Consider the following 25,978-nt stretch of genomic DNA (forward strand, 5'->3'; position numbering starts at 1 on the left):
GGGGTACCCACGTCCGCGTAAGTCTAGATTCACCCGTTTTCTCCCGCATGCACGGCTCACCGATCGACACCTCCAAGCCCACCAGACGCAGCAGTCACAGCCTCACCCCGATTGAAATCAAACAAGCACTCGAAATAGCTTTCACTGAACAGATGCGCCCGACTACACTCCGCTGCGACCACGATCTTCATCGATCGTCATTTTGTGTAACGGGCCTGGGGAGGCCCGAGGGGACGGGGGATCCATGTCTGCACACCCGCGCGCCATGCGGGTCTCGGTTTCGGCTCTGGTGGCAGGCTCTGCCGCCCTGGGCCTGTTCACAGGCCCCGCGTACGCGACCGACGTTCCGGCGGCGACCGGCGCCACCGCGGCCGCTCCGGCTACCGAATCCGTCGGCACACCGAAGACGACGGCAGAGCGGTCAGCCGGCGACCGGGCAAGAACGTCTGGCGAGCCGGTCGAGGTCGTCGCCGAGCGCACCGCGTACTCGACCACGGTGGCGAACCCGGACGGCACGTTCACACTGACGCAGTCCACGACCCCGCAGCGGGTCAGGGGCGACGACGGAACATGGCGACCCGTCGACGTGAACCTGGAGCGGCGCGCCGACGGAACCGTCGGGCCCAAGGCGGCCGTGGCCGATGTGGCGTTCTCCGGTGGCGGCGAAGGGGAACTGATCCGCCTCGGCAGCGCACCCGGTGCCCTGCGCCTGGGCTGGCGGGAAGGCCGGCTGCCCGAGCCGAGCATCGAGGGCGCGACCGCCACCTATACCGAGGTCTTCGAAGGCGTCGACCTGCGACTGACCGCGACGGCGGAGGGCTACCGCGAGGTGCTCGTCGTCAAGACACGCGAAGCGGCGGCCAACCCCGCACTCCACAAGATCACACTGTCGACGGCCGGCGAAGGACTGCGTCTGACGCGGGGCGCGGGCGGTGGCATGCGGGCACTCGACGCGAACGGCAACACCGTCTTCAGCGGCCCGGCCGGTCGGATGTGGGACTCGGCAGGCGACCAGGACGCCGGTCCACAGCCGCAGCTGTTGCGTGCGGCCATGGCCACACCGCCGCGCGTCGACGCCCACCCCGCTTCGGAATCAAACCCCGAGCCCGACCCCGAGTCGCAGGACCAGCAGCCCGGCGAGGGCGACGACAGCGCTCCCCTCCCCGTCACCGTGGGGAACGGGACGGTCAGCGTCAGCCCCGACCTCGAACTGCTGCGCGGCGACGACACGGTCTACCCCGTCTTCATCGACCCGCCGATGGGTCTCGCCCTCGCCGAACGCACCGTCCTGTCGTCGGACGGCGACACGTTCTACGGCTTCAACGGAGACCTCGGCGTAGGCAACTGCAACCGTCTGGGACCGTGGTACTGCGGCACGAACTACACCAACCGGATGTACTTCGAGTTCGCCCCGACCAACCTGGCCGGCAAGTACGTGGTGGACGCGGTCTTCCGCGCCTACGAGACCTGGTCGTTCTCCTGCACTTCGCAATGGGTCGACCTGTGGCGCACCAACAACATCTCCGAGGGGAGCAAGTGGCCTGGTCCGGCGCAGCTGGACCTGATGGGCGACCGGCACATCTCCGCAGGACGCGGCGCCGACTGCGACCCCGACCAGCCGGACCGCTGGGTCGAGTTCCAGGACAACCCGGCTGAGCCCGACGAGAACCTCACCTCCACCGTACGGGCCTTCGCCGACGGCAAGATGTCGCGGCTCACCCTGATGCTGCGGGCGAAGGACGAGGGCGACCCGGACGCCTGGAAGCGGTTCGACGACAACGCCGAACTGCAGATCAACTACGTGCCCAGGCCCGGCCTGCCGACCCCCTACGGAGTGATCCCCGGCTACGGCGCCTCGCGCCACTGCAATCCCGAGAACGATCCACTGATCACCACACGATCGGAACCCGTGGTGGAGGCGGGCACTCAGACCCTGGTGCCGCCCCAGTCCAACGGATTCAAGGGATCGCTGCGCGCCAACTTCGACGCAGAGCGCTACGACCCGGTCGGCAAGAAGTGGGTCGGCACCTGGGAGGCGACCTCCCCCAGCACCGGCTTCAGCCCGGACGGCACGCTGGAGGCGGTGACCATGTCCTACCGCGCCGACGGAATCCTCTACCGGGTTCGGATGCGCACCCTGTCGTACTGGACGCACGAGGGCAAGACGTCGAGCATGGCCTCGGCTTACACGCCCTGGTGCTACTTCAAGACGGACTACGAGGCTCCCAAGGCCCCGCGGGTCGATCCCGCCTCCGACAGCCCCTACAGCGGCTGCACCGCATGCGTGGGTGAGGGTGGGCCCGGCACACTCGGCACGTTCCGTCTGCGGCCGAACGACGCGGACAAGGACGTCATCGGATTCCGCTACTGGGTGGTTCCGGGAAAGTCCACGGCGCAGGACGTCACTCTGGCTCAAGCCGCCGCGGTCTCCTTCACGCCGAAGGTGGCGGGCGAGCACCGGCTCTACGTCCAGGCCAAGGACGTCCGCGAGCGCTTCGGAGACACGGCGACGTTCGCCTTCAAGGTGAAGCCGGGCGACAGCGAGTCGGCCCGCTGGCGGTTCGCGGAGTCGGCCTCCCAGCAGTCGTCGAAGAAGGCGCGGGACACCGGCCCCAAGGACTCGGCGACACCCGGGGGTCCGGACAAGCCCAGCTTCGACGCGACCCTGAACGGAGGCGCTGACTGGTCGGGCCTCGGCCGACGAGGCGCCGGCGACTCCTCACTCACGTTGAGCGACCCGGCTCAGCAACATGCCTTTGCCTCCACGTCGAGTTCCGCGGTGAACACCCGCGACTCCTTCACCGTCTCCGCCTGGGCCTACCTGACCGACACGTCGTCCACTCGTGTCGTACTCTCCGCTCCGGGCGAGCACGACACGGCGTTCACGCTCTACTACTCCGCCGGATACAAGAAGTGGGCGTTCAACCGCGGCGCGAAGGACGAGGCGGGCACAGCGGACGTGGTGTCCTACGGTGACGCGGTGAACCCGCCGGTCAAGGTGTGGACGCATCTGACCGGAGTCTTCAACACGAAGGGCAACTCGGACAAGTCGGACGACACCATCCAGCTGTACGTCAACGGCCGCCCGCAGGGCAGCCCCGTGCGGCTCGCCGCTTCCGCACCGGCGTACGAGCCGTGGGCATCGCCGAACGGCCTCCAGTTCGGCCGGACGAAGGCCAATGGCAGCTACCAGAACTACTTCCGTGGCTCGCTGGACGAGGTCGCGGTGTGGCAGCGCGCGCTGAGCTCCGACGAGATCCGCGCGGAGTCCGAAGTCACCGGCGATGACGGCACACCGGCCACCACGCTCGTGGCGGACTGGAACGCGGAATCGGCCGCTGGTACCGAGATCGGGGACAAAAGCGGCTACGGCCGCCCGGCGCTGAAGCTGTCTTCGGACGGAGCCGAATTGGAGGCGCTCCCGGATGGAGGCACGACCCTGGTACTCGACGGGAACAAGGGCTACGCCTATGCGAACGGTCCCGTCGTGGACGAGACCGGGTCGTTCACGGTGTCCGCGCGGGTCCGCGTCGACCGCGCCAAGTGGCTGGCCAAGCCGGTCGGCTACAGCGGGATGGTCGCCGGCCAGAAGAACGGCGGACAGTCTTCGTGGGCCCTGTGGCTCGACAAGATCGATCTCGACGAGGACGGGCACGCCGACTACCGGTGGCGCTTCGAGCGCACAGCGGTGGACGGCGCGGGGAAGGTGACGGCGACGGCGGCGGTGCGAGCAATTGACGTCCTGGGAGACGAGGGGTTCGACTCCTCGGTCGATGTGACGGCTGTCTTCGACGCGACGTTGACGAATCCAGCGGACGCGAGCGCAGCACCTGGCGAGCTTCGTCTGTTCATCGGAGCCAACCCCGAAAGTCTCAGCGCCCCGGCCGGGCTCACCTCCAGAACCCAGGGGTCCAACGAGCTCGCGGCCGGTCGGGGCAGCCATGCCGGGCGCGTCGGCCACCACTTCCCCGGAAGCCTCGACCAACTGCGGATCTGGGCGGGTGCGCTGCGTGAGGGCAGCATCGGCACAACCCTCGGGACCACCTGACGCCCTGAGGCTCGGGCGGCGACAGACACCGCCCGAGCCCGCCGTTCGGCGAAGCCGACGGCGCCGAGAACTTCTCACATCTTCTTCGTCCTCGCTGGACGCGAGGAATCGAGCGCGCGCCGAGTCCGTGCGCAGGGGGAGCAGAAATGAACCAAGCAAGATCGTTTCTTCGTACTGGTGGACGGAGCCCTGGTGGTGGCCGCTGGATGCGGCGCATCGCGACCGTCACGGGCATCATCCTGGTGCCCGGCCTGCTGACCCCGGTCTCCTTCGTCGCCGAGGCCAAGCCGGTAGCCGAGGCGAAGGCACCCTCGCATCGCGAGGACAACGTCCGGCCGTTGAAGGCGAAGACCGACGAGAAGACAGCCGCGGCGATGCGCAAAGCGGCCGAAGACGGCCGCCGCGACAGCCGCAGGGCACAGGCTGACCGTGCCCGCGAGGTGACCTGGCCTTCCGCCGGATCGGCCGCGCTGAAGCTGCCCGCCCAGGGGGTCGCCAGTGCCACTCCCGGCGAACTCCCGGTCACGCTGGGGCGCGCGACGCCCGAGAAGGGAGCGAAGTCCAAGCTCAAGAGTGCCGAAGCCGTCAAGATCCAAGTGCTGGACCAGAAGGCCGCGGCCGGGCTCGGCGTGAAGGGTGTGGTGCTCAGCGCCACCGGTCCGGCGGACGGCGGGAGCGCACAACTCGGCCTCGACTATGCCGAATTCGCGTCGGCTTACGGCGGTGACTGGGCCGGGCGCCTGCAGCTCTTCCAGCTGCCTACCTGCGCCCTGACCACGCCCGACCGGGCGAAGTGCCGCACCCGTACGCCACTGGAGTCCACGAACAAGCGTGCCGATCAGCACTTGGACACGAAGCTGACCTTCGCCTCGTCGTCAGCGGCGCGCTCAGCGGCACGTTCGGCGACATCGGCCGCAGGGCAGACGATGGTCCTGGCGGTCGCCGCCGGAACCAAGTCCGGCGGCGGTGACTACAAGGCGACTCCGCTGGCCTCGTCATCGACCTGGGAAGCCGGAGGCTCATCTGGCACGTTCACCTGGTCGTATCCGCTGCGTACACCTCCGGCAGCCGCCGGCCCCGCGCCGAAACTGGAGATCTCGTACGACTCCGGGAGCGTGGACGGCCGTACCGCCTCGACGAACAACCAGGGCACCGTCATCGGTGAGGGCTTCGACATCACGTCGTCCTACATCGAGCGCAAGTACGGCTCGTGCGACGACGACGGGCAGGACGGCAAGCACGATCTGTGCTGGAAGTACGAGAACGCCTCCCTGGTCCTGAACGGCAAGGCATCCGAGCTCGTCAAGGACGACACCAGCGGCCAGTGGCGGCTGAAGAACGACGACGCCTCCACCGTCATCCACCACTCCGGCACCGACGGCGCCGACAACGGTGACGACAACCGCGAGTACTGGACGGTCATCACCGGCGACGGCACCCAGTACCACTTCGGGATGAACAAACTGCCCGGCGGCACCGGCGAGGCCACCCAGTCCGTGTGGACCGTGCCCGTCTTCGGCGACGACGACGGCGAGCCGGGCTACGAGAAGGGCAGCAGCTTCGCCGGCCGCTCCGCGAAGCAGGCCTGGCGCTGGAACCTCGACTACGTCGTGGACACTCACGACAACGCCTCGTCGTACTGGTACGCGGCCGAGCAGAACCACTACGACATGCTCGGCGACGACGACACCGGTACCCCGTATGTCCGGGGCGGCATCCTCAAGGAGATCCACTACGGACAGCGCAAGGACAGCCTGTTCGCCTCGCCTTCCGGTTCCAACCGCGTGCTGTTCGACTACGAGGAGCGCTGCGTCGCCTCCGGCAAGGGCTGCGACTCGCTGACCGAGGACACCCGGGACAACTGGCCGGATGTTCCGTTCGACGCCGAATGCAAGGCGAACGTGAAGTGCACCGGCAACGTCGGTCCCACCTTCTACACGCGCCAGCGCATGACCGGCATCACCACCCAGGCCTGGGACGCGGCTGCCGCCGTCCCAGGTTGGGCGCGGGTGGACTCCTGGGAGCTGAAGCAGACCTACCTCGACCCCGGTGACACGGGCGACTCGACCGACCAGTCGCTGTGGCTGTCCTCGATCCGTCACACGGGAGAGCGCGGGACGCCCATCACGCTGCCTCCGGTGAAGTTCGGCCATGAGTTCCGCGCGAACCGCGTGGACGGTGCGGCCGACGACATCCTGCCGCTGAACCGGCCCCGGCTCTACACGATCACCTCCGAAGCCGGTGCCGAGACGGTTGTCAGCTACATGCAGGCCGACTGCCTGGCCAAGCAGTCCAAGCCCAAGGTCGACACCAACACCCGGCGCTGCTACCCGGTCTACTGGTCCCCCAACGGGGGCGCGGAGCCCACGCTCGACTGGTTCCACAAGTACCCGGTCGAGGGCGTGCGCACCACCGCGCCGAACAGCGGCTCCGTCGCGGTACAGCACACCTACGCCTACGAGGGCGGCGGCGCCTGGCACTACAACGACGACCCGATGACCCCGGCCAAGGAGCGCACCTGGTCCTCCTGGCGCGGCTTCGGGAAGGTCACGCACCTCACGGGTCTGGCGGACAAGACCCAATCCAAGACCGTCACGGTCTACATGCGCGGTATGAACGGCGACCGCGTCCTCGGGTCGGACGGGAAGACCGTCGACCCCACGGCGCGCAAGAGCGCCGCCGTCCGCGGTGTGAAGGCGCCCGACCTCACCGACTCCGGGCAGTACGCCGGATTCACCCGTGAGTCCGTGACGTACAACGGTGCACAGGAGGTGTCCGGCAGCGTCAACGACCCGTGGTCCAAGCGCACCGCCACCCAACACAAGTCCTACGCCGACACCGAGGCGCACTTCATCCGCACCGGCGCCACACACAGCCGTACCAACATCACCAGCAGCGGAACACCGCGCGACCGTGTCCGCACCGTCGAGACGACCTACGACGCCTACGGCATGGCGTACCGGTCGCAGGACCTGGGCGACACCGCCGTCACCGGCGACGAGAAGTGCACCGCCACCTGGTATGCCCGAAACGACGATCTCGGCATCAACAGCCTGGTGTCCCGCACCCGGGTCACCACGAAGCCCTGCGCCGTCACCGGTGACGCTCTCGACCTCCCGACCGATGCGACCCGTCCGGGCGACGTCGTCTCCGACACGGGCATCGCCTACGACTCGACCACCTGGTCCTCCACTCAGGTCCCGACCAAGGGCGAGGCGAAGTGGGTGGGCCGCGCCCGGGGTTACACGGCACTGAACAACCCCATCTGGCAGAAGACCGCCACCACCACGTACGACGCCCTCGGCCGGTCGCTGACCACCAAGGACACCAACGACACCCTCACGGCCACGACGGTCTACACCCCGGCAGACGCCGGACCACTGACCTCGACCAAGGTCAGCAACGCACTGGGACACTCCACGACGACGCTGGTCGACTTCGCGACCGGCGCGGTGAAGAAGGTCACCGACCCGAACAGCAAGATCACCGAGTCCCAATACGACGCCCTGGGCCGAGTCACCAAAGTGTGGCTGCCGATCAGCACCCGCGCAGCGGGCAACGAGCCCAACTACGTCTACACCTACAGCCTTTCCCAGACCGAGCTGCCCTGGGTTGCCACAGGTGCCATCAGGGGCGACGGCAGAAGTTACAACACCACATACGAGATCTACGACCCGCTGCTCCGCCCCCGCCAGGTCCAGAAGCCGTCGCCGGGCGGTGGAATGATCGTCTCCCAGACGGTGTACGACGAGCGCGGGCTCGCGACCGTCTCCCAAGCCGACATCTGGGACCACGACACGGACCCGTCCGGGAAGCTCGTCGAGATCGACGGCGGCCAGCCTCCCCTGCAGACCACGACGACATATGACGGCGCGGGCCGCGCCATCACCGCGGTGACCAAGGTCAGAAGCACCGACCGCTGGAAGATCAACACCACCTACACCGGTGACACCGTGACCACCTCGGCGCCGACCGGTGGCCAGGCCACCGCTGTCGTCACCGACGCTCTGGGCCGCATGACCGAGCGGCGCGAGTACGGGGGGCCTCAGCCCACGGGTTCCGGCTACACCAAGACCACGTACACCTACACGCCCGCCGGGCAGCAGGCGACGGTCACCGGCCCGGACAAGGCCCGATGGAGCTACGCCTACGACTTGTTCGGCCGCCAGACCAGCGCCACCGATCCGGACAAGGGCACGAGCACCACGACGTACAACGAGCTCGACCAGGTCGTCATCACCAAGGACGGCCGCGCCAAGACCCTGGTGTCGGAGTACGACGTCCTCGGCCGCAAGACGGGCCTGTGGGACGCCGAGAAGACCGACGCCAAGAAGCTGGCCGCCTGGACCTTCGACACCGTGGCCAAGGGCCAGCCGCACACCTCCGTCCGCTATGACGGCGGCGCGGGCACCGCGGGCAAGGCCTACACGCAGAAGGTCACCGCGTACGACGCGCTGTACCGGGCCACCGGAAGCCAGTTGGTCCTGCCGGACAAGACCAAGGAGCCCTTGGTCGACGCGGGTGTACCGCAGACTCTGTCGTTCACGAGCAGCTCTTACCTCGACGGAAGCCCCAAGACCACGGGGTATCCGGCCGCAGCCGGACTCTCGGCCGAACAGCTCGGGTACCGGTACGACTTCAGAGGTGTGGGCCTCACATACGAGGTGGCAGGCAGCGCCAAATACCAGCAGAGCGCAAGCTACTCCCCGCTGGGCGAGACCCAGCGCCTGGCGCTCGGTCCCCTCCCGTCGAAGGTGATCAACCTCGACTACGAGTACGAGGACGGCACACGTCGGCTCAAGCACTCCTGGGTCAACGACCCGAACCGTGCCTACCGGCTCCAGGACCTCACCTTCACCCAGGACGACGCCGGCAACGTCACATCGATCTTCGACGACACCGACATGGGCGGCACGGGCAAGAAGGACAACCAGTGCTTCGCGTACGACGGTGACCGCCGTCTGACCGAGGCATGGACGCCCAAGACCGCGAGCTGCGCCACATCCGGCCGCACCACGGCCAACCTGTCGGGTGCGGCACCGTACTGGACCAGCTACACCTACACGGACTCGGGCCAGCGCAGGACCGAGACCCAGCACACGTCATCGGGCGACAAGACCACCACGTACGCCTACGGCACGAGCAACGGCCAGCCCCACCCGCTGGCGAAGACCACGGGCGCCCGCGAGGCAACTTACGCGTACGACAAGTCCGGCAACACCACCGAGCGCCCGGGCACCCAGGCCAAGCAGACCCTGAAGTGGAACGCCGAGGGCGAGCTGGCCGGCACCACCGAGCCCGCCGCGGGCTCCAAGCCCGCACTCGGTACGAGCTACCTGTACGACGCGGGCGGTGAACTCCTCATCCGCCGCAGCGACAAGACGGACGGGGACACCGTCCTGTACCTCCCCGGTATGGAGGTGCGCCTCACCGTCAAGGGCGCGACCAAGACGCTCTCCGGCACCCGGTACTACGCGTCGGGCAGCCAGACCATCGCGGTCCGCACCGGCGCGCAGGGCGTCACCGGCACCAAGGTCAACTTCCTCGCCGGCGACCACCACGGCACCTCGAGCCTCGCCATCGACATGGACACGCTCGCGGTGACGAAGCGCTACACCACTCCGTTCGGCGCCCCCCGGGGCACCGCTCCGAAGGCATGGCCGGACGACAAGGGCTTCCTTGGTAAACCGGCGGACACGACGACGGGCCTCACCCACATCGGCGCCCGCGAATACGACCCGGCCATCGGCCAGTTCATCAGCGTGGACCCGATCCTGGCCCTGGACCAGCACCAGTCGCTGAACGGCTACGCCTACGCCAACAACACCCCGGTCACGTCCAGCGACCCCAGCGGCCTCAAGCCTGCCGAATGCGCCACAGGCGGCTATAGCTGCTCGCCCACTTCCGGCGGCGACTGGAACGTCACCCCGAACAGCGATTACGGCAAGTACCACTCGCCGGCCGGGGGCGGCGATGGCGGGGCAGGTGGAACTGGCGGGACCGCCAATGGCAGCGGCCTCGGCGGCTGGACACCAGGGGCCACCCTCAACCTCACCACCGGCTCCTGGGATACACCACTCGCAAACTATGGCAATGCGCAACACTTCCTGCAGAGTCTTGGCCCGGCCTACGGAATCCTCGATGACGGAGGCGAGCGCAACGGGTGGGAGACTTCCCTTTCCCTCTTCTTCGGCTGGCTCTGGGGAGGCGGAATTCCATTGGGACCGACGCAAGAGTTTCGCGGCGGCGATGCATTCACCGCCAGCCTTGCCAAGGACAAGACCTTCACGGAAATGCGAAACAAACTGGTCGGTCAAGCCGTACACAAGGGAATGGACGCTGAGGCAGCCCTCGCTCCAGTCAAGTTCGCGTACAAGGACCGAGGGCCAGAGCCGGGAAGCCCGTGGTATCGCCTGAATACTCCGCGCGGTGTCGCCAACGACCTCTTGGGAGTCTTCAGCAACGGCAAACTCGGCACGAAGAATCAAGCCGACGCCTTTCTAGGAAGCTTCACAGCGACAGGTCAAATTAAAGCCGTGGACAGAAGAAAGGGAACAGTGCGACTTAAATTCACGGCGACCAACCTTTCTGACTGGAATTCGGCAACGCACGCCGTACCAAGAAGTTGGAACCCCGCCTTCAAGACGACAGTCGGCGCGGCAGTCAGAGAGAACTTCTCCTGGGAGGAGCGCTGGCCGCTGAACACCTGCGTATGCTGGGCCCAGTAATATACTGAGAGTAAAATCCGGCTGCGACTGGCCAAGGGGCTTAGTCGCAGCCGGCATAAATCCCGATAGGAGGAGAGTTTGATTTCCCGCCTGGGACCAGCAAAGCGAGCAGGCATCCTAGCCTACGCCGCGGCAGTACTCTTGCTTACCTCGTGTTCCAACCAGGATAAGCTCGCGAAAGTACGAGAAAATACGGTCGTTGGAACATGGGAGAATTCAACTGGCGAACGAGTAACCCTTCACGAGGATCACCAATTCAACACCTCGGCCATAAACTGGGATATCAACCTGGGAGGCGAATCCTGCCCGAAGGGTGAAACGGCGGGCACATGGGGTTTCTGGGTGGACGAAGGCAAGCCCGGCGGCACTGTCATCGTCTCCACAGAAGCGGATTCCGGTGACGCGATCAACCTGACATTCGAAGGTGTACAGCCAGGCGAATGCGAAATTACCCTTAGCGTGGTCGATGGAGGCGACACTCTTTGCGCCACAGACGACCCCGATCTCGCATGCGGACTTGACATTCGCTTCAATCGCATCAAGCCCAAGAGTCGCTGACACTTCGCCCACAGCCTCGATACGCCGTCAACTGGCCATCGAGCTGACCCCCGCACGACCAAGCAGCCTGACCGACTCCCCAGACTGGATGAGCCCGAGAAATCTCCCCGCTGAGGGATTCACTTCGCGAGGGCTGAACAGCTGACGGCAGTAGCGACGGCAAGAACCACGGATTCCGGCGACTGGGCACGATCACCGATTAACCGTCGAGCCCCTTGCTGACCGCCGAACTCGCCAGGGGCTCCGGGATCGTAAGGGATCACGGCAGGTCGTGCCTGTCACCGCAGTCCACGGCGGGTGGCCACGCGCCGCCCAGCACAGTGCCCCCGAGTCGGTCGACTCGGGGGCACTGTGGGTATGGCTACGGTTACGCCGTGGCCGGGACCGTGCTCGGGGACTCGGTGGTGGTGCGAGGCTCGGGCTCGTCCACCGGGGAGGCGGACGCGGAGTTGTAGGCGTCCAGGTCGAGGATCTTCTCCCGGGCCGCGACGATGACCGGGACCAGGGCCTGGCCGGCGACGTTGGTGGCCGTGCGGATCATGTCGAGGACCGGGTCGATGGCCAGCAGCAGGCCGACGCCCTCAAGCGGCAGGCCCAGGGTGGAGAGGGTCAGGGTCAGCATGACCGTGGCGCCGGTGAGGCCCGCGGTGGCGGCGGAGCCGACGACCGAGACGAAGGCGATCAGCAGGTAGTCCTGGACGCCGAGTTGGACGTCGAAGATCTGGGCGATGAAGATCGCGGCCAGGGCCGGGTAGATCGCGGCGCAGCCGTCCATCTTGGTGGTCGCGCCGAAGGGGACGGCGAAGGAGGTGTACTCCTTCGGGACGCCGAGACGCTCCGTGGACTTCTGGGTGACCGGCATCGTGCCGACCGAGGAGCGGGAGACGAAGGCGAGCTGGATGGCGGGCCAGGCGCCCTTGTAGAACTGGAGCGGGTTGAGCTTGGCGACCGTCGCCAGGAGCAGCGGGTAGACGCCGAACAGCACCAGGGCGCACCCGATGTAGACGTCGGCGGTGAAGGTGGCGTACTTGCCGATGAGGCCCCAGCCGTAGTCGGCGATGGCGTAGCCGATGAGGCCGACGGTGCCGAGCGGGGCGAGGCGGATGACCCACCACAGGGCCTTCTGGAGCAGTTCCAGGACGGCTTCGCTCAGGGCGAGCACGGGCTTGGCGCGGTCGCCGAGCTTCAGTGCGGCGATACCGGCGACGGCGGCCATGAAGACGATCTGGAGGACGTTCAGCTCGGTGAAGGGAGTCACGACGTCGGTCGGGACGATGCCGGTGAGGAAGTCGATCCAGGAGCCTGCCTGCTCGGGCTTGGCGCCGTCCTTGGGGGTGAGGCCGGTGCCTGCGCCGGGGTCGGTGAGCAGGCCGATCGCGAGGCCGATCGCGACGGCGATCAGCGAGGTGATCATGAACCAGAGCAGGGTGCGCCCGGCCAGCCGGGCGGCGTTGTTGACCTTGCGCAGGTTGGTGATCGAGACCAGGATCGCGAAGAAGACGAGCGGGGCGACGGCCAGCTTCAGCAGTTGGACGAAGGTGTCGCCGATCTGGCCGAGGGTCGTGTGCAGCCAGCCGATGTCCTGGCTGCGGGCCAGCCAGCCGAGCAGGGCACCGAGGGCGAGACCGGTGACGATCTGGGCCCAGAACGGGATCGCTGAGATGCCGGGTATCCGGCGGCGGGCAGGGGTGGGCGTCGCGGAGTTCGCGGACACGGACACACTCCGGTGGCGTATCGGGTGAATACGGGGGATGGGGGTGCGGCGCACGTGCCTTGGGAACAGGGCTGCGCCGCTGTGATGCCGGGTCAGATGGAGCGGCAACAGACCGCGGACATACAGCGGCAGAGATCGACATGCAGGCGCGCCACGAGCGGGATGCCCATGGCTGCGTGGAGGCGCACTGCTGTCGTCATGCGATTACGTTAACACCTGGACTTTGAGGCACTCAAAGGACTGCTTTGAGCCAGTGGTGCCGCCCGAGGCCCCGAAACGCCTGTGCCCTGCGGGCCGGAGCGAGTGCTCAGGCCCGCAGGGCACAGGGATGAACGTGAGGAAGCTTACGTCCGGCGGCACGCTTTACGCGGCGCCGTCCTCCTGGGAGCGGTTGGAGTCCAGGCGGGACTTCGCGCGGTCCACCTTCACGGCGATCTGCGCCGACATCGCGTCCCGCTGCTTGCGCAGCAGCACGAAGCTCAGCGGCGCCGAGATCACCACAGCGAGCACGAGGACCCACAGCAGGTTGGAGTCGCCGAGTCCGCGCGGCAGCACCCGCAGGTACACCAGGCCCCACAGGGCGAGGAAGCAGCCGGCGAAGATGCCCAGGCGCATCAGCGTGTACCGGGCGGTGGGGCTGAGCTTGCTGTCGCTGTTGCTGTCGGACACGGCAGTGACTTCTTTCTCTGTGATCGGCGGTGATCAGTTCAGGGGGAACAGCATCGTGATGTCGTCGCGGTCGTCGCCTTCGGCGACCCGTATCGCGCCCGGCACCCGTCCGACCTCCTTGTAGCCGCAGGAGGCGTAGAAGTTCTCCAGTCCCGTCCCGCCGCGGCAGGTGAGGCGTATCGCCTCGACGCCTTCGAGGGTACGGGCTGACTGCTCCGCAGCCGCGAGGAGGTCGCGGCCGTAGCCCTTGCCCTGGTGGCGCGGGTGGACCATCACGGTGTAGAGCCAGATCCAGTGCCGCATCAGGCGGTGCGAGTTGTGGCCGAGGAACACGGCGGCGGCCGGTCGGCCTTCCTCGTCGTAGCCGACCAGGAGTCGCCGCCGACCCTCTGCCAGGGCCGTCAGGTGTGTGAGCCACTCCGGTCTGATGTCCTCCACCGTCACCGGCGGTACGAAGCCGACCGCGCCGCCCGCGTTGGACACGTCGGTCCAGAGCCCGAGGAGGCCGTCCCGCAGGGCGGGGTCCACAGGCGGGTCGAACCGGAAGGACAACGTCATGCGGTCGACGGTAACAACCGGCCCGGACTGTCCCGCTTGTGGGGGTGTGTGAGCCTGCTCGCAGCCACAGCCACAGCCACAGGGGCAAGGACGAGGTGAGGCGCCGGCTTCAACGGCCGGCGCCTCGGAGTCCGTCGGGACGGGTCAGACCCGCATGGGCTGCGGCGACTCTCGGCGGTCCGCGTCCGGGCCCGGGTACTCGCGGATGACCTCGTAGCGCGTGTTCCGTTCCACCGGGCGGAAACCGGCGTCCCGGATCAGGTCGAGCAGATCGTCACGGGTGAGCTTGTTCGGCGTCCCGTAGTTGTCGGCGTCATGGGTGATCTTGTACTCGACCACCGAGCCGTCCATGTCGTCAGCGCCGTGCTGGAGCGCCAGCTGGGCGGTCTGCACGCCGTGCATCACCCAGAAGACCTTGACGTGCGGGACGTTGTCGAAGAGCAGCCGGGAGACGGCGAAGGTCTTGAGAGCCTCCGCGCCGGTCGCCATCGTCGTGCGCGCCTGGAGCGTGTTGCGGACCTTGCCGTCCTTCATGTCCACGAAGTCGTGCTGGTAGCGCAGCGGAATGAAGACCTGGAAGCCGCCGGTCTCGTCCTGGAGCTCCCGCAGCCGCAGTACGTGGTCCACCCGGTGGCGGGGCTCCTCGATGTGCCCGTACAACATCGTGCACGGGGTCTTGAGGCCCTTCTCGTGCGCGAGGCGGTGGATGCGGGACCAGTCCTCCCAGTGGGTGCGGTGGTCCACGATGTGCTGCCGGACCTCCCAGTCGAAGATCTCCGCCCCGCCGCCCGTCAGCGACTCGAGACCGGAGTCGATCAGCTCGTCGAGGATCTCGCTCGCGCTGAGGCCCGAGATCGTCTCGAAGTGGTGGATCTCCGTCGCCGTGAACGCCTTGAGCGAGACGTTCGGCAGCGCCTTCTTCAGCTCGCTGAGCGAGCGCGGGTAGTAGCGCCACGGCAGGTTGGGGTGGAGGCCGTTGACGATGTGGAGCTCGGTGAGGTTCTCGCTCTCCATCGTCTTGGCGAGGCGCACGGCCTCTTCGATGCGCATGGTGTACGCGTCCTTCTCGCCCGGCTTGCGCTGGAACGAGCAGTAGGCGCACGACGCGGTGCACACGTTCGTCATGTTGAGGTGACGGTTGACGTTGAAGTGGACCACGTCGCCGTTCTTGCGCGTGCGCACCTCGTGGGCGAGGCCGCCGAGCCAGGCCAGGTCGTCCGACTCGTAGAGGGCGATACCGTCCTCACGGCTCAGCCGCTCGCCGGCCCGGACCTTCTCCTCCAGCTCGCGCTTGAGCCCCGCATCCATGCGGTCGCCTCCCACTTGTCTTCTTCGTCGTCCTGGAGCATGCCGCCCCCTGAAGGGCCCGCGCCCCCGGACCACCCCGGAGGCCGCACCCACGTTACGCCTAGGGCTGCTCGGGCAGATGCCCGACCCGGTTCTCCCACTTCGTGGAGAGCACGATGGTCGTACGCGTGCGCGAGACGCCCTTCGTCCCGGAGAGCCGGCGGATGGTCTTCTCCAGGCCGTCCACGTCACCGGCCCTGACCTTGAGCATGTACGAGTCGTCGCCCGCGATGAACCAGCAGTCCTCGATCTCGGCCAGGTCGCGCAGTCGGCGCGCCACGTCCTCGTGGTCGGCCGCGTCGGAGAGCGAGATGCCGACGAGCGCGGTGACACCCAGGCCGAGCGAGGCGGAGTCGACGGTGGCCCGATAGCCGGTGATGACACCGGCGGCTTCCAGACGGTTGATGCGGTCGGTGACGGAGGGACCGGAGAGTCCGACGAGCCGGCCGAGCTCGGCGTACGAAGCCCTGCCGTTCTCGCGCAGAGCCTGGATGAGCTGCCTATCCACGGCGTCCATATGCCTGAGCCTTCCATTATTCAGCGATACCGCAAGTTTACGTGTAGAATCTAAGGCACACAGGGGCGACACCCTGTGAATCTTTCAAACGATCAAAAACGATCTATACAGGAGATGACACTCACCGTGTACACGATCGAGATGGCCCACGCCCACATGAGGCAGCTTCAGGAGCTGGCCAACCGCTCGCGTGCCCACCAGCCTGCTGCCGCCTACCGCATCGACCGGGGCTCTGCCCGCTCCGCCCGTCGCGCGGCCAAGAAGCGCTAGTCCTCAGCCGGCTGCTCGTTCAGTCACTACGGGACTGGGCACCTCCCAGCTCCCCTTCCCAGCGGCGGTACAGCCGGTGCGGCACCCCTGCCGCGTCCAGCACCCGCCCCGCGACGAAGTCCACCAGATCCTGGATGTGCGTCGCGCCCGCGTAGAACGCCGGAGAGGCGGGCAGCACCACTGCGCCCGCCTCGTCCAGCGCCACCAGATGCCTGAGGGTCTGCCCGTTCAGCGGAGTCTCCCGCAACGCGACCACCAGCTTGCGGCGCTCCTTCAGCATCACGCTCGCCGCACGTTGGAGCAGGTCCTTCGAGAGCCCGAGCGCCACCCCCGCGACACACGCCGTGGATGCCGGCACGATCAGCATCCCCCTGACCGGGTACGAACCCGACGACGGTCCGGCGGCGAGGTCCCCGGCCGACCAGTGGCGTACGTCCGCCAAAGCCGCATCGGCCACCGCGAACGTACCCGGCTTGCCGTCGGCCCCGCGGGACAGCCACTCGCGCAGATCGTCCCGCCAGTGCGCGTCACGGAAGGCGATCCCCGTCTCGTCCAGAAGAGTGAGCCGCGACGCGCGCGACACCACCAGATCCACGCTCTCGCCCGCGTCGAGCAGCCCGCGCAGCACGGCTGCCGCATACGGGGTGCCCGATGCCCCGGAGACCCCGACGACCCACGGGGTGCGCTGGGCGGTGCGGTTGGCGTCATTCATGGATCGAGCCTATCCGGCCATGTGATGGCGGAACCGAGTAAGGTACCCCGGACGTTTCCGGGGGAGACGCAGGGCGCGGGACCACAGGGGGCCGTCATGGCAGCAGCATCCGCGAGACCGTCGGGATCGGCCTCGGGCGGCAGACTGGCCGGGCGCGCCGCCACGGCCGCCGTGCTGATGATCGGCTGGATCGCCCTGCTGTGGGTGCTGGAGATCGTCGACTTCGCCACCGGCCATGCCCTGGACTCGTACGGGGTCACCGCGCGTGAGCCGTCCGAGCTGGCGGACATCCTGCCCGCCGCCTTCCTCCACTACGGTTTCGGCCATGTCGCCGCCAACAGCGTGCCGCTGCTGGTGCTCGGCTTCCTCGCCGCGCTGGGAGCCGGAACGGGCCGGTTCGCCGGGGTCGTCCTGACCGTCATCGCGGCCTCGGGCCTCGGGGTGTGGCTGACCTCCCCTCCCGGCTCGGTCACCCTGGGCGCGTCAGGTGTCGTCTTCGGGCTGTTCGGCTATGTGCTCGCGCGTGGCTTCGTGGACCGCAGCGTCCGCGATGTGCTGATCGGACTGCTGGTGGCCGGGCTCTACGGCTCGATCCTGTGGGGCGTGCTGCCCGTCGACGGCGGGATCAGCTGGCAGGCGCATCTGTTCGGACTGCTGGGCGGCGTCGCGGCGGCGTTCCTGTTCCGCAGGCGGCGGGTGGCGACGGGCGCCGCGGCGCTCACGGCGTAGGAGGCGAGCCAGGGGCGCCTGGGGCCACCGGAAGGCCTCCCGTGTGCAGGGAGAGCTTGCCGATGCCGGTCTCCACGACGACCAGCTGCACGGCAGCTACAGGGTGAGACCTCGAACGACCAGATCGATCAGCGCACACACGAACAGGGCAATCCCGATGAACCCGTTGACGGTGAAGAACGCCCGGTTCAGCCGGGACAGGTCGTGCGGCGTCACGATCGTGTGCTCGTAGGCGAACGCCACCGCGACGATCACCAGACCGGCCCAGAAGAACAGCCCGGCGCCGGTCGCCAGCGCGTACCAGACCAGCAGGCCCATGGTCACGGCATGGCAGACCCGCGCCCCCCACAGCGCGGCCGGAATGCCGAAGCGGGCCGGGAACGACTTCACCCCGTGGGCCCGGTCGGCCTGGACGTCCTGGCAGGCGAAGATCAGGTCGAAACCGCCGATCCAGATGCCGACCGCGAGGCCGAGGATCACCGGGTCCCAGGACCAGGTGCCGGTGACCGCGAGCCACGCCCCGACCGGTCCTATGGCCTGGGCGAGGCCCAGGATGGCGTGCGGGTAGTTCGTGAACCGCTTCCCGTACGGGTAGACCACCATCGGGACGACCGCGAGCGGCGCGAGCGCCAGGCACAGCGGGTTGAGCAGGGCGGCGGCGCCCAGGAAGACCACCAGGGCGATGCCCGCCCCGGTCCAGGCGGACCGCACCGACACGGCGCCCGTCACCAGTTCGCGGTTGGCGGTACGCGGGTTACGGGCGTCGATCTCGCGGTCGATGATCCGGTTGCAGGCCATCGCGAACGTGCGCAGGCCCACCATGCACACCGTGACCAGCAGCAGCGTCACCCAGTCGATGCGCCCGTCGATCCGGAACATGGCCGTCAGCGCGGCGATGTAGGCGAAGGGCAGCGCGAAGACGGAATGCTCGATCATCACCAGGCGCAGGAACGCCTTGGTGCGGCCGGGACCCGGGACCGCCGCGGCCGAAGCGCTCACAGGCCGTACTCCTTCCAGCGGCGGTCGACCAGCGCCGCCGTGTCCGGGTCGGAAAGCACCATCTCGGGCCAGCCGCCGTCCCGGGTGTAGCCCTCCTCAAGCCACTTCCTGGTCGCGTCGACACCCGCCTTGCCGCCCCAGAACTGCTGGTACGAGGAGTGGTCAAGGTGGTCCACCGGGCCCTCCACGACCGTCAGGTCGCGGGCGTAGTCCGTGTTGCCGAGGGCCCGCCAGGCGACCTCGTGCAGATCGTGGACGTCGCAGTCGGAGTCCACGACCACGATCAGCTTGGTCAGCGACATCATGTGCGCGCCCCAGATGGCGTGCATCACCTTCTGGGCGTGCTTCGGGTACTTCTTGTCGATCGAGACGATCGCACAGTTGTGGAAGCCGCCGGCCTCGGGCAGGTGGTAGTCCACGATGTCCGGGACGATGACCTTCAGCAGCGGGAGGAAGAAGCGCTCGGTGGCGCGGCCCAGCGGGCCGTCCTCGGTCGGGGGGCGGCCGACCACGATCGACTGGAGCAGCGGGCGCCGGCGCATCGTCACACAGTCGATGGTCAGCGCCGGGAAGGGCTCCTGCGGGGTGTAGAAGCCGGTGTGGTCGCCGAACGGGCCCTCGGGCAGCATCTCGCCGGGCTCCAGCCAGCCCTCGATGACGACCTCGGCGTTCGCCGGGACCTGGAGCGGGACGGTCTTGCAGTCGACCATCTCGATCCGCTTGCCCTGGAGAAAACCCGCGAAGAGGTACTCGTCGATGTCGCCGGGGAGCGGCGCGGTCGAGGCGTAAGTCACGGCGGGCGGGCAGCCGAAGGCGATCGCGACCGGCAGCCTCTCACCGCGCCGCGCCGCCACCTGGTAGTGGTTGCGGCTGTCCTTGTGGATCTGCCAGTGCATGCCGATGGTGCGCTTGTCGTGGCGCTGGAGGCGGTAGAGCCCGAGGTTGCGGACGCCGGTCTCGGGGTCCTTGGTGTGGGTCAGCCCCAGGTTGAAGAACGAGCCGCCGTCGTCGGGCCAGGTGAACAGCGCGGGCAGCTGCTCCAGATCGACCTCGTCACCGCGCAGCACGACCTCCTGCACCGGGGCGTCCTTGACCTTCTTCGGCGGCACATGGGTCATGGCGCCCAGCTTCCCGAACGCCTCGCGTACGCCCATGAACCCGTGCGGCAGCTCGGGCTTGAGCAGCCCGCCGATCTTCGCGCTGATCTCGTCGTACGACTTCAGGCCCAGCGCCTTGAGGAGGCGGCGGTCCGTGCCGTAGACGTTCATCGCCAGCGGCATGGCGGAACCGCGCACGTTCTCGAAGAGCAGAGCGGGGCCGCCGGACTTCTGGACCCGGTCGACGATCTCCCCGACTTCGAGGTAGGGATCGACTTCGGCCTTGATGCGCTTGAGGTCGCCCTCGCGCTCCAGTGCACGCAGCAGCGAGCGAAGATCGTCGTAAGCCATGCCGTCCAGTATCTGCCACTCGCTAGGCTGGAACCGTCACGGGGGCCGCTAACCGGCCCCGATCTCCGCACGCAGGGGGCCGCCAATGTTCCGGGTGCTGATGTTCTTGGTGCCGCTGGCGCTCAGCATCTACGCCTTCATCGACTGCATCTCCACGGACGAGAAGGAGATCAGGTACATCCCCAAACCGATCTGGGCGATCCTCGTGCTGCTGTTCCCGCTCGTCGGGTCGATCTCCTGGCTGATCGCGGGGAAGGACCGGTCGGCGCGGCGCCCTTCGCGGCGCGGCGGCGGCGGCGGATGGGTGGCGCCGGACGACAATCCGGAGTTCCTGAAGTCGCTGGGTGACGAGAACCGCCAGGCCAAGGACGTCGAGCCCGGCCGGGAACGGGACGGCGAGCGGAGCGGCGAGCAGGGCCCGGGGCGCGACGAGGACAGCGCTCGCGAGCAGGAGCGACGCAGGCGGGACGGCGGCGAATCCGGCGGTGGCCAGGCCTGACGAGGGCCGTCCGGCTGACCGGCTGACCGGCTGACGAGAGTCGGCCCGTCTGGCGCCTGACTCCCTGCTCCTGACCGGGTCTCATCGCCCGAAGCCGCGTCGCTCTGGCATCCGGCGCCGCCTGCGCGGGACAGTGGGCGCATGGACCAGGAGCAGGCACGGCGGTGGCTGACCACCGCGCTCGACGAAGCCCGCGCGGGGCTCGCCGAGGGCGGTATCCCCATCGGCGCGGCCCTCTACGGCCCGGACGGCGCGCTGCTCGGCCACGGGCGCAACCGCCGCGTACAGGACGGTGATCCCTCACTGCACGCCGAGACCGCCGCGTTCCGCGCTGCGGGGCGACGGCGCTCGTACCGGGGCACGACGGTGGTCACCACCCTGTCCCCCTGCTGGTACTGCGCAGGGCTCGTGCGGCAGTTCGGCATCTCGCGGGTGGTGGTCGGCGAGGCGGACACCTTTCCCGGCGCCCAGGGCTGGCTGGCCGCGCACGGGGTGGATGTGATCGTGCTCAAGGACCCGGACTGCACGGCCCTGATGCGCGAGTTCATCCGTACCAGCCCCGAGCTGTGGAACGAGGACATCGGCGATGACACATGACGTGATCCCGGTCATCGCCCTGGAGCCGTGGTTCTCCGGGGACCCGGCCGCCCGCGCCGGGACCGCCGCCACCGTCGACGCCGCGCTGCGCACCGCTGGGTTCCTGCTGGTCACCGACCACGGTGTGGACCCGGAGCTGGGCGGCCGGATCCGGGAGTCGGCGCATGACTTCTTCAAGCTGCCGCCGGCGGCCAAGGAGCCGTACGGGGTCAAGGTCGGCGGGCGCGGCTGGCTCGGTCCGGGTGCGGAGGCCAACGCATACGCCGAGGGCACCCCGACACCGCCCGACCTGAAGGAGTCGCTTTCCTTCGCGGCGGACGAGCCGATCGGGGTCCCGGCGGTGGACGCCGAGTGGTTCCTGCCCAACAACTGGCCGCGTGAGGTGCCCGCGCTCAGACCTGCCGTGGAGGCGTATCTGCGGCAGATGCGGGAGCTGTCGGACCGTCTGCTCGGGCTGCTCGGTGCCGCGCTCGGTGGGCCCGAGGATTTCTTCACCCGGCACACAGGCCATCCGACCTGGGGTTTCAACATCAACTGGTATCCGGGCCGTGACACCGTCGGGGAGCCGGAGCCGGGGCAGTTCCGGATCGGCCCGCACACCGACTTCGGCACGGTCACCGTGCTCGACCGGCAGGCCGGCAAGGGCGGACTCCAGGTGTTCACGGACACCGGAGGCTGGCAGGACGCACCCTGGGTGCCCGGTTCGCTGACCGTCAACATCGGCGATCTGATGGCCCGCTGGACGGACGGCCGCTGGTGCTCGGGCCGCCACCGGGTGCTGCCGCCGCCCGCCGACATACCGGCTGAGGAGCTGATGTCGCTCGTCTACTTCTACGAGTGCGACCCGGGCACGGATGTCCGGGGCATCGACTCGCACGCGTACCTGCGGGCCAAGCTGGACTCGATCACGGTCGGCTGAGGTAGTCGGCGCGCAGTTCGCGGAAGCGTTCCGGTGTCCGGGCTCCCCAGTCGGCGGGGTGCCCGTCGAGCGCCCGTTCGAGGTACTCGAAGTGCTGGTGCCAGCCCGCCAGGTTGTCGAGGCGCTGCTCGTCGGTCCCGGTGAACTCGTTGGTGAAACGCAGCACGGTCGCGAGCGAGTCGGCGGGCGCCGGTTCCAGGTGGAAGCGGATCCGGCCGTGCGGCTCGACGGTGTACTCGGCGACGGACTCCATGTCCCAGGCGGTCACACGCCCGGTGGCCACCGTCCCCTCGACATCGCCGGGGGCGTTGAGCCAGCGCAGCCGTACCCCGCCGCCCAGGTGTGTCTCCAGCAGGTCGGCGACCGCCAGCCACTGCGGCAGACCCTCCGGAGTCGCGACGGCCGCCCATACCCGTACGACCGGATGGGGCAGCCGCACCACGAAGTGCAGAAGGTGGGTCGCGGTGCCGTCCCCGCCGTCGCGGGTCTCGCTGGTGCCATGAGGGATCGGTTCGCTCATGGCACCAGCGTGGCCCGAGCGGCCGGGGGTCGCTACCGCGTGCGCCCACCCGGCCGACCGCGTATCGCCGACCGGAGCCGGGAAACGGGAGGCGGACGACTGGCGGCGGGGGCGGACGTGGGCGCGGGTCAGACGCCCGCGTAGCCGTGCAGGCTGTTCACGAACAGGTTGACCCCGTAGTAGTTGAAGAGGAAGCAGGCGAAGGCGACCAGCGCGATGTACGCAGCCTTGCGGCCCTTCCAACCGGCGGTGGCACGGGCGTGCAGATACGACGCGTACGCCACCCAGGTGATGAACGACCAGACCTCCTTGGCGTCCCAGCCCCAGTAGCGGCCCCAGGCGTCACCGGCCCAGATCGCACCGGCGATGATCGTGAAGGTCCACAGCGGGAAGATCGCCGCGTTGACGCGGTACGCGAACTTGTCCAGGCTGGCCGCCGACGGCAGCCGCTCCAGCACCGAGCGGGCGAAGGAGCCGGGGCTGCCACCGGTGGCCAGCTTGTTCTCGTACGAGTCGCGGAAGAGGTAGAGCGCGGTCGCGACGAAGCCGAGGTAGAAGACCGCCCCGCAGAAGATCGCGGTCGAGACGTGGATCCACAGCCAGTAGGAGTGGAGCGCCGGGACGAGCTGGTCGCTCTCGGTGTAGAGCCAGGTGGTGGCGATGCCGAGGTCCAGCAGCACCGTGGTCACCAGCGGCAGCCCGATCCAGCGGACGTTCTTCTTCGCCAGCAGGAAGCCGAGGTAGGCGCCCACCGCCACGGTGGAGAAGGTGGTGGAGAACTCGTACATGTTGCCCCAGGGGGCCCTCTGCACCGACAGCGCGCGGGTGATGACACCGGCGGCCTCGACCAGGAAGGCCAGGGCGGTCAGCGAGACCGCGATCCGTCCGTAGAGGTCGCCCTTGACGGTGCCGCCGGCCGCTCCGGGGCCGTCCGGGACGTCGCGCTGTCCGGCGGCCGCACGGGTGACGACCTTGGGGTGCTCCAGGACGCCGGTGCCGCCGACCTGCCGGGTGACACGGACCGCCGGTGCGGCGGCGGCCGCCGGGGCGGCGGAGGTCAGCGCGGCGGCGGTGCGCCCGACCTTGCTGCGGCTGCCGAACACCCACTCGGCGATATGCGCGAGGAAGGCCAGCGTGTAGACGGCCATCGAGGAGTAGATCAGCCCGTTGCTGAACTCCGCGAGGCTCTCGTTGGTGGCGGCGGCGAGCGTCACTTGTCGGCCCCTTCGGAAGGCTTGGCTTCGGCTTCGGCTTCGGCTTCGGCTTCGGCTTCGGCTTGGGATACGGGTTCGGATGCGTCGGCTTCCGCCCCGGCATCGGATTCGGCCGCAGGCCCGGATGCGGTCGGCGCCTGAGCGTGCAGCAGTTCGGCCAGCTCCGCCAGCTCCTCCGGCAGCTTCGCCGATTCGGTGCGGCCGAGCCCTGCCAGCTCGACCACGGTCAGCCCCGTGCCGGAGTCATCGCGCACGGCGCGCACCCAGACCCGGCGCCGCTGGATGAACAGCGAGCCGACGAGTCCGGCGATCGCGGCGACGGCGCCCGCGAGGGCGAGGCTGTTGCCGGGCTGCTGGGAGACCTGGAAGCTGGCCCACTCCTTGATCTCCTTCTCGAAGGTGACCGAGCCGGCTCCGTCGGGCAGCTTCATCGTCTCGCCGGGCAGCAGCGTCTGCTTGAACACATCGCCCTGGGCGGTCTTGAACGGGGTCAACCCGCTGGTGTCCAGCTGGTACACGTTCTGCGGGACTCCGCGGTTGCCGCCCAGGTCACCGTGGTACGCGCCGAGGTTCAGCGCCGGGAAGACCAGCCCCGGGAACTGGGAGAACATCTGTCCCTGGCCCTTGCCCGCATACGTCGGCACGAAGAAGGCGGGGAAGCCGAGCTGCTCCTTCTTGCCCTTCGCGTCCCGGTAGCCGTCCCGCACCTTGATGACGCCGGTGGAGGTGACATTGCTGTCGACGGGCAGCAACGGCACGGCGCCCCTGTACACCTGCTTGCCCCTGCCGTCCCGGACGGTCACCACCGGGGCGTAGCCGTGGGAGAGCAGATAGACCTTGGCGCCGTCGATCTCCAGGGGCTCGTTGACCTTGATGGTCCGCTTGCGCTCCTTGCCGCCGACGCCCTCGGTGTAGGTCACCGCGGCCTCGAAGGTGCGCGGCGTGCCCCGCTGCGGTCCCTTGGCCTCGTACGTACCCGTGAACCGGTCCAGGGTGAAGCTGAACGGGACCAGCTCGTCCACGTCGAACAGCGAGCCGGACCTGAAGTCGTCGTACTGGGTGAGCGTGTTGGAGAAGCCGCTACCCTCGACGATCAGCTTGCCGCCCTCGGACTTGAACAGCTGTCCGACGGCGAAGGCCACCAGCATGACGATCAGCGAGACATGGAAGACGAGGTTGCCCACCTCGCGCAGATAGCCCTTCTCGGCAGCGACCGCGTCGCCCGTGACATGGGCGCGGAACCGGCGCTTGCGCAGCAGCCTGAGCGCGGCCTCGCGGACCGCCTCGGGGTCGGCGTCGGTGCGCCAGGTGGTGTGGGCCGGGAGCCGGGTGAGCCGCTTGGGGGCGCCCGGCGGGCGGCTGCGCAGCTGGCCGACGAACTGCCAGGTGCGCGGCACGATGCAGCCGATGAGCGACACGAACAGCAGGATGTAGATCGCGGAGAACCACACCGAGCCGTAGACGTCGAAGAGCTGGAGCTTGTCGAAGACCGGTGCCCAGAACTCGTGGTTCTGCTTCCAGGTGCGGACCTTCAGCTCGTCGGCGTCGCTCTGCGGGATGAGGGAGCCGGGGATGGCACCGAGCGAGAGCAGGAAGAGCAGGATCAGCGCGATCCGCATCGAGGTGAGCTGGCGCCAGAACCAGCGCACCCACCCGATGGTCTCGCGGAAGGTCCAGGCGACGGCACCGGCGGCGCCCGGCGTGCGCGGGCCTCCGAAGGAGCCGGGCACGGCACGCTCCTGGGGAGCGGTGGAGAGCTGCGCACCGGCCTTGCCGAGGTCACCGGAGTCACCTGAGTCGCCGGTGCCACCGGAGTCACGCGTGCCGCCCTGCCCGGGGGCGGGGGTCTCCTGCTCGGGGACCTCAGGCGTCCCGGCACAGGGGACCTGCGGACCGGTGGCGCTCTCACCGGTCGTGTCGGTCGTACTCATG

The 25,978-nt window shown here is 68.5% G+C and carries 19 protein-coding genes; 8 read left to right on the forward strand and 11 right to left on the reverse strand.

What is annotated here, in order from left to right:
- The first annotated feature begins 244 nt into the window (after positions 1–244).
- The 3 genes from V1460_RS33565 to V1460_RS33575 all read left to right on the forward strand — a co-directional run bounded on the left by V1460_RS33565 (position 245) and on the right by V1460_RS33575 (position 11,334).
- Positions 245–4,048: a LamG-like jellyroll fold domain-containing protein gene (locus V1460_RS33565; protein ID WP_338677350.1), complete on the forward strand. Its 3,804-nt coding sequence runs from the start codon at positions 245–247 to the stop codon at positions 4,046–4,048.
- A 206-nt stretch (positions 4,049–4,254) separates the two neighbouring features.
- Positions 4,255–10,776 (forward strand): RHS repeat-associated core domain-containing protein, encoded by a 6,522-nt coding sequence (locus tag V1460_RS33570; protein ID WP_338677351.1) that lies wholly within the window; start codon positions 4,255–4,257, stop codon positions 10,774–10,776.
- 78 nt (positions 10,777–10,854) lie between these two features.
- Positions 10,855–11,334 carry a hypothetical protein gene (locus V1460_RS33575; protein WP_338677352.1) on the forward strand — a complete coding sequence of 160 codons (480 nt, stop codon included), beginning with the start codon at positions 10,855–10,857 and terminating at the stop codon, positions 11,332–11,334.
- Positions 11,335–11,701: 367 nt separating this feature from the next.
- Here V1460_RS33575 and V1460_RS33580 read toward each other — a convergent pair whose 3' ends face one another.
- The 5 genes from V1460_RS33580 to V1460_RS33600 form a co-directional block, all read right to left on the reverse strand.
- The gene (locus V1460_RS33580) at positions 11,702–13,048 is read right to left on the reverse strand and encodes a dicarboxylate/amino acid:cation symporter (RefSeq protein ID WP_338677353.1); all 1,347 of its coding nucleotides are present in this window, start codon (positions 13,046–13,048) and stop codon (positions 11,702–11,704) included.
- 363 nt (positions 13,049–13,411) lie between these two features.
- On the reverse strand, positions 13,412–13,663 hold the full coding sequence (locus V1460_RS33585; protein WP_338678318.1) for a DUF4229 domain-containing protein: 252 nt from the start codon (positions 13,661–13,663) through the stop codon (positions 13,412–13,414).
- Positions 13,664–13,750: 87 nt separating this feature from the next.
- Positions 13,751–14,275, reverse strand: a complete 525-nt coding sequence (locus tag V1460_RS33590) for a GNAT family N-acetyltransferase (protein WP_338677354.1) — start codon at positions 14,273–14,275, stop codon at positions 13,751–13,753.
- A 144-nt stretch (positions 14,276–14,419) separates the two neighbouring features.
- Positions 14,420–15,583, reverse strand: a complete 1,164-nt coding sequence (mqnE, locus tag V1460_RS33595) for an aminofutalosine synthase MqnE (RefSeq protein ID WP_338677355.1) — start codon at positions 15,581–15,583, stop codon at positions 14,420–14,422.
- A 100-nt stretch (positions 15,584–15,683) separates the two neighbouring features.
- Complete coding sequence (locus V1460_RS33600) at positions 15,684–16,139, reverse strand: Lrp/AsnC family transcriptional regulator (RefSeq protein ID WP_338677356.1); 456 nt, start codon at positions 16,137–16,139, stop codon at positions 15,684–15,686.
- A 114-nt stretch (positions 16,140–16,253) separates the two neighbouring features.
- On the opposite strand from V1460_RS33600, the gene V1460_RS33605 reads away from it, so the two are divergent.
- A complete protein-coding gene (locus V1460_RS33605) occupies positions 16,254–16,409 on the forward strand; it encodes a hypothetical protein (RefSeq protein WP_338677357.1) in 156 nt (51 codons plus the stop codon).
- Between the two features lie 19 nt (positions 16,410–16,428).
- Here the strand turns inward: V1460_RS33605 and V1460_RS33610 are convergent, their stop codons facing one another.
- Positions 16,429–17,121 (reverse strand): UbiX family flavin prenyltransferase, encoded by a 693-nt coding sequence (locus V1460_RS33610; protein ID WP_338677358.1) that lies wholly within the window; start codon positions 17,119–17,121, stop codon positions 16,429–16,431.
- Between the two features lie 96 nt (positions 17,122–17,217).
- On the opposite strand from V1460_RS33610, the gene V1460_RS33615 reads away from it, so the two are divergent.
- Positions 17,218–17,850: a rhomboid family intramembrane serine protease gene (locus V1460_RS33615; RefSeq protein WP_338677359.1), complete on the forward strand. Its 633-nt coding sequence runs from the start codon at positions 17,218–17,220 to the stop codon at positions 17,848–17,850.
- A gap of 96 nt (positions 17,851–17,946) precedes the next feature.
- On the opposite strand, the gene mqnP is transcribed toward V1460_RS33615, so the two are convergent.
- On the reverse strand, positions 17,947–18,849 hold the full coding sequence (mqnP, locus tag V1460_RS33620) for a menaquinone biosynthesis prenyltransferase MqnP (RefSeq protein WP_338677360.1): 903 nt from the start codon (positions 18,847–18,849) through the stop codon (positions 17,947–17,949).
- Positions 18,846–20,297 (reverse strand): menaquinone biosynthesis decarboxylase, encoded by a 1,452-nt coding sequence (locus V1460_RS33625; protein ID WP_338677361.1) that lies wholly within the window; start codon positions 20,295–20,297, stop codon positions 18,846–18,848. The genes mqnP and V1460_RS33625 overlap by 4 nt, the downstream gene beginning before the upstream one ends.
- A gap of 85 nt (positions 20,298–20,382) precedes the next feature.
- Between V1460_RS33625 and V1460_RS33630 the strand changes: the two genes are divergently transcribed.
- The 3 genes from V1460_RS33630 (at position 20,383) to V1460_RS33640 (ending at position 22,312) form a co-directional block, all read left to right on the forward strand.
- Positions 20,383–20,796, forward strand: coding sequence for a PLD nuclease N-terminal domain-containing protein (locus V1460_RS33630; RefSeq protein WP_338677362.1), 414 nt, complete (start codon positions 20,383–20,385; stop codon positions 20,794–20,796).
- Between the two features lie 141 nt (positions 20,797–20,937).
- On the forward strand, positions 20,938–21,393 hold the full coding sequence (locus tag V1460_RS33635; protein ID WP_338677363.1) for a nucleoside deaminase: 456 nt from the start codon (positions 20,938–20,940) through the stop codon (positions 21,391–21,393).
- Positions 21,383–22,312: a 2-oxoglutarate and iron-dependent oxygenase domain-containing protein gene (locus V1460_RS33640; protein WP_338677364.1), complete on the forward strand. Its 930-nt coding sequence runs from the start codon at positions 21,383–21,385 to the stop codon at positions 22,310–22,312. Before V1460_RS33635 ends, V1460_RS33640 begins: the two co-directional genes overlap by 11 nt.
- Here the strand turns inward: V1460_RS33640 and V1460_RS33645 are convergent.
- The 3 genes from V1460_RS33645 to V1460_RS33655 form a co-directional block, all read right to left on the reverse strand.
- A complete protein-coding gene (locus tag V1460_RS33645; RefSeq protein WP_338677365.1) occupies positions 22,299–22,832 on the reverse strand; it encodes an SRPBCC domain-containing protein in 534 nt (177 codons plus the stop codon). The two genes, V1460_RS33640 and V1460_RS33645, sit on opposite strands and share 14 nt — an antisense overlap.
- Before the next feature lie 128 nt (positions 22,833–22,960).
- A complete protein-coding gene (ccsB, locus tag V1460_RS33650) occupies positions 22,961–24,046 on the reverse strand; it encodes a c-type cytochrome biogenesis protein CcsB (RefSeq protein WP_338677366.1) in 1,086 nt (361 codons plus the stop codon).
- The gene (locus tag V1460_RS33655) at positions 24,043–25,977 is read right to left on the reverse strand and encodes a cytochrome c biogenesis protein ResB (protein WP_338677367.1); all 1,935 of its coding nucleotides are present in this window, start codon (positions 25,975–25,977) and stop codon (positions 24,043–24,045) included. The genes ccsB and V1460_RS33655 overlap by 4 nt, the downstream gene beginning before the upstream one ends.
- Position 25,978: the final 1 nt, after the last annotated feature.

The sequence above is a fragment of the Streptomyces sp. SCSIO 30461 genome, from assembly GCF_037023745.1.
Taxonomy (GTDB): Bacteria; Actinomycetota; Actinomycetes; order Streptomycetales; family Streptomycetaceae; genus Streptomyces.

Excerpts from the sequence above, each read along its gene's own strand:
- V1460_RS33565 (WP_338677350.1), top strand. The coding sequence starts at position 245 with ATGTCTGCACACCCGCGCGCCATGCGGGTCTCGGTTTCGGCTCTGGTG.
- V1460_RS33570 (WP_338677351.1), top strand. The coding sequence starts at position 4,255 with ATGCGGCGCATCGCGACCGTCACGGGCATCATCCTGGTGCCCGGCCTG.
- V1460_RS33585 (WP_338678318.1), bottom strand. The coding sequence starts at position 13,663 with ATGCGCCTGGGCATCTTCGCCGGCTGCTTCCTCGCCCTGTGGGGCCTG.
- V1460_RS33590 (WP_338677354.1), bottom strand. The coding sequence starts at position 14,275 with ATGACGTTGTCCTTCCGGTTCGACCCGCCTGTGGACCCCGCCCTGCGG.
- mqnE (WP_338677355.1), bottom strand. The coding sequence starts at position 15,583 with ATGGATGCGGGGCTCAAGCGCGAGCTGGAGGAGAAGGTCCGGGCCGGC.
- V1460_RS33600 (WP_338677356.1), bottom strand. The coding sequence starts at position 16,139 with ATGGACGCCGTGGATAGGCAGCTCATCCAGGCTCTGCGCGAGAACGGC.
- V1460_RS33605 (WP_338677357.1), top strand. The coding sequence starts at position 16,254 with ATGACACTCACCGTGTACACGATCGAGATGGCCCACGCCCACATGAGG.
- V1460_RS33610 (WP_338677358.1), bottom strand. The coding sequence starts at position 17,121 with ATGAATGACGCCAACCGCACCGCCCAGCGCACCCCGTGGGTCGTCGGG.
- V1460_RS33615 (WP_338677359.1), top strand. The coding sequence starts at position 17,218 with ATGGCAGCAGCATCCGCGAGACCGTCGGGATCGGCCTCGGGCGGCAGA.
- V1460_RS33625 (WP_338677361.1), bottom strand. The coding sequence starts at position 20,297 with ATGGCTTACGACGATCTTCGCTCGCTGCTGCGTGCACTGGAGCGCGAG.
- V1460_RS33630 (WP_338677362.1), top strand. The coding sequence starts at position 20,383 with ATGTTCCGGGTGCTGATGTTCTTGGTGCCGCTGGCGCTCAGCATCTAC.
- V1460_RS33635 (WP_338677363.1), top strand. The coding sequence starts at position 20,938 with ATGGACCAGGAGCAGGCACGGCGGTGGCTGACCACCGCGCTCGACGAA.
- V1460_RS33640 (WP_338677364.1), top strand. The coding sequence starts at position 21,383 with ATGACACATGACGTGATCCCGGTCATCGCCCTGGAGCCGTGGTTCTCC.
- V1460_RS33645 (WP_338677365.1), bottom strand. The coding sequence starts at position 22,832 with ATGAGCGAACCGATCCCTCATGGCACCAGCGAGACCCGCGACGGCGGG.
- V1460_RS33655 (WP_338677367.1), bottom strand. The coding sequence starts at position 25,977 with ATGAGTACGACCGACACGACCGGTGAGAGCGCCACCGGTCCGCAGGTC.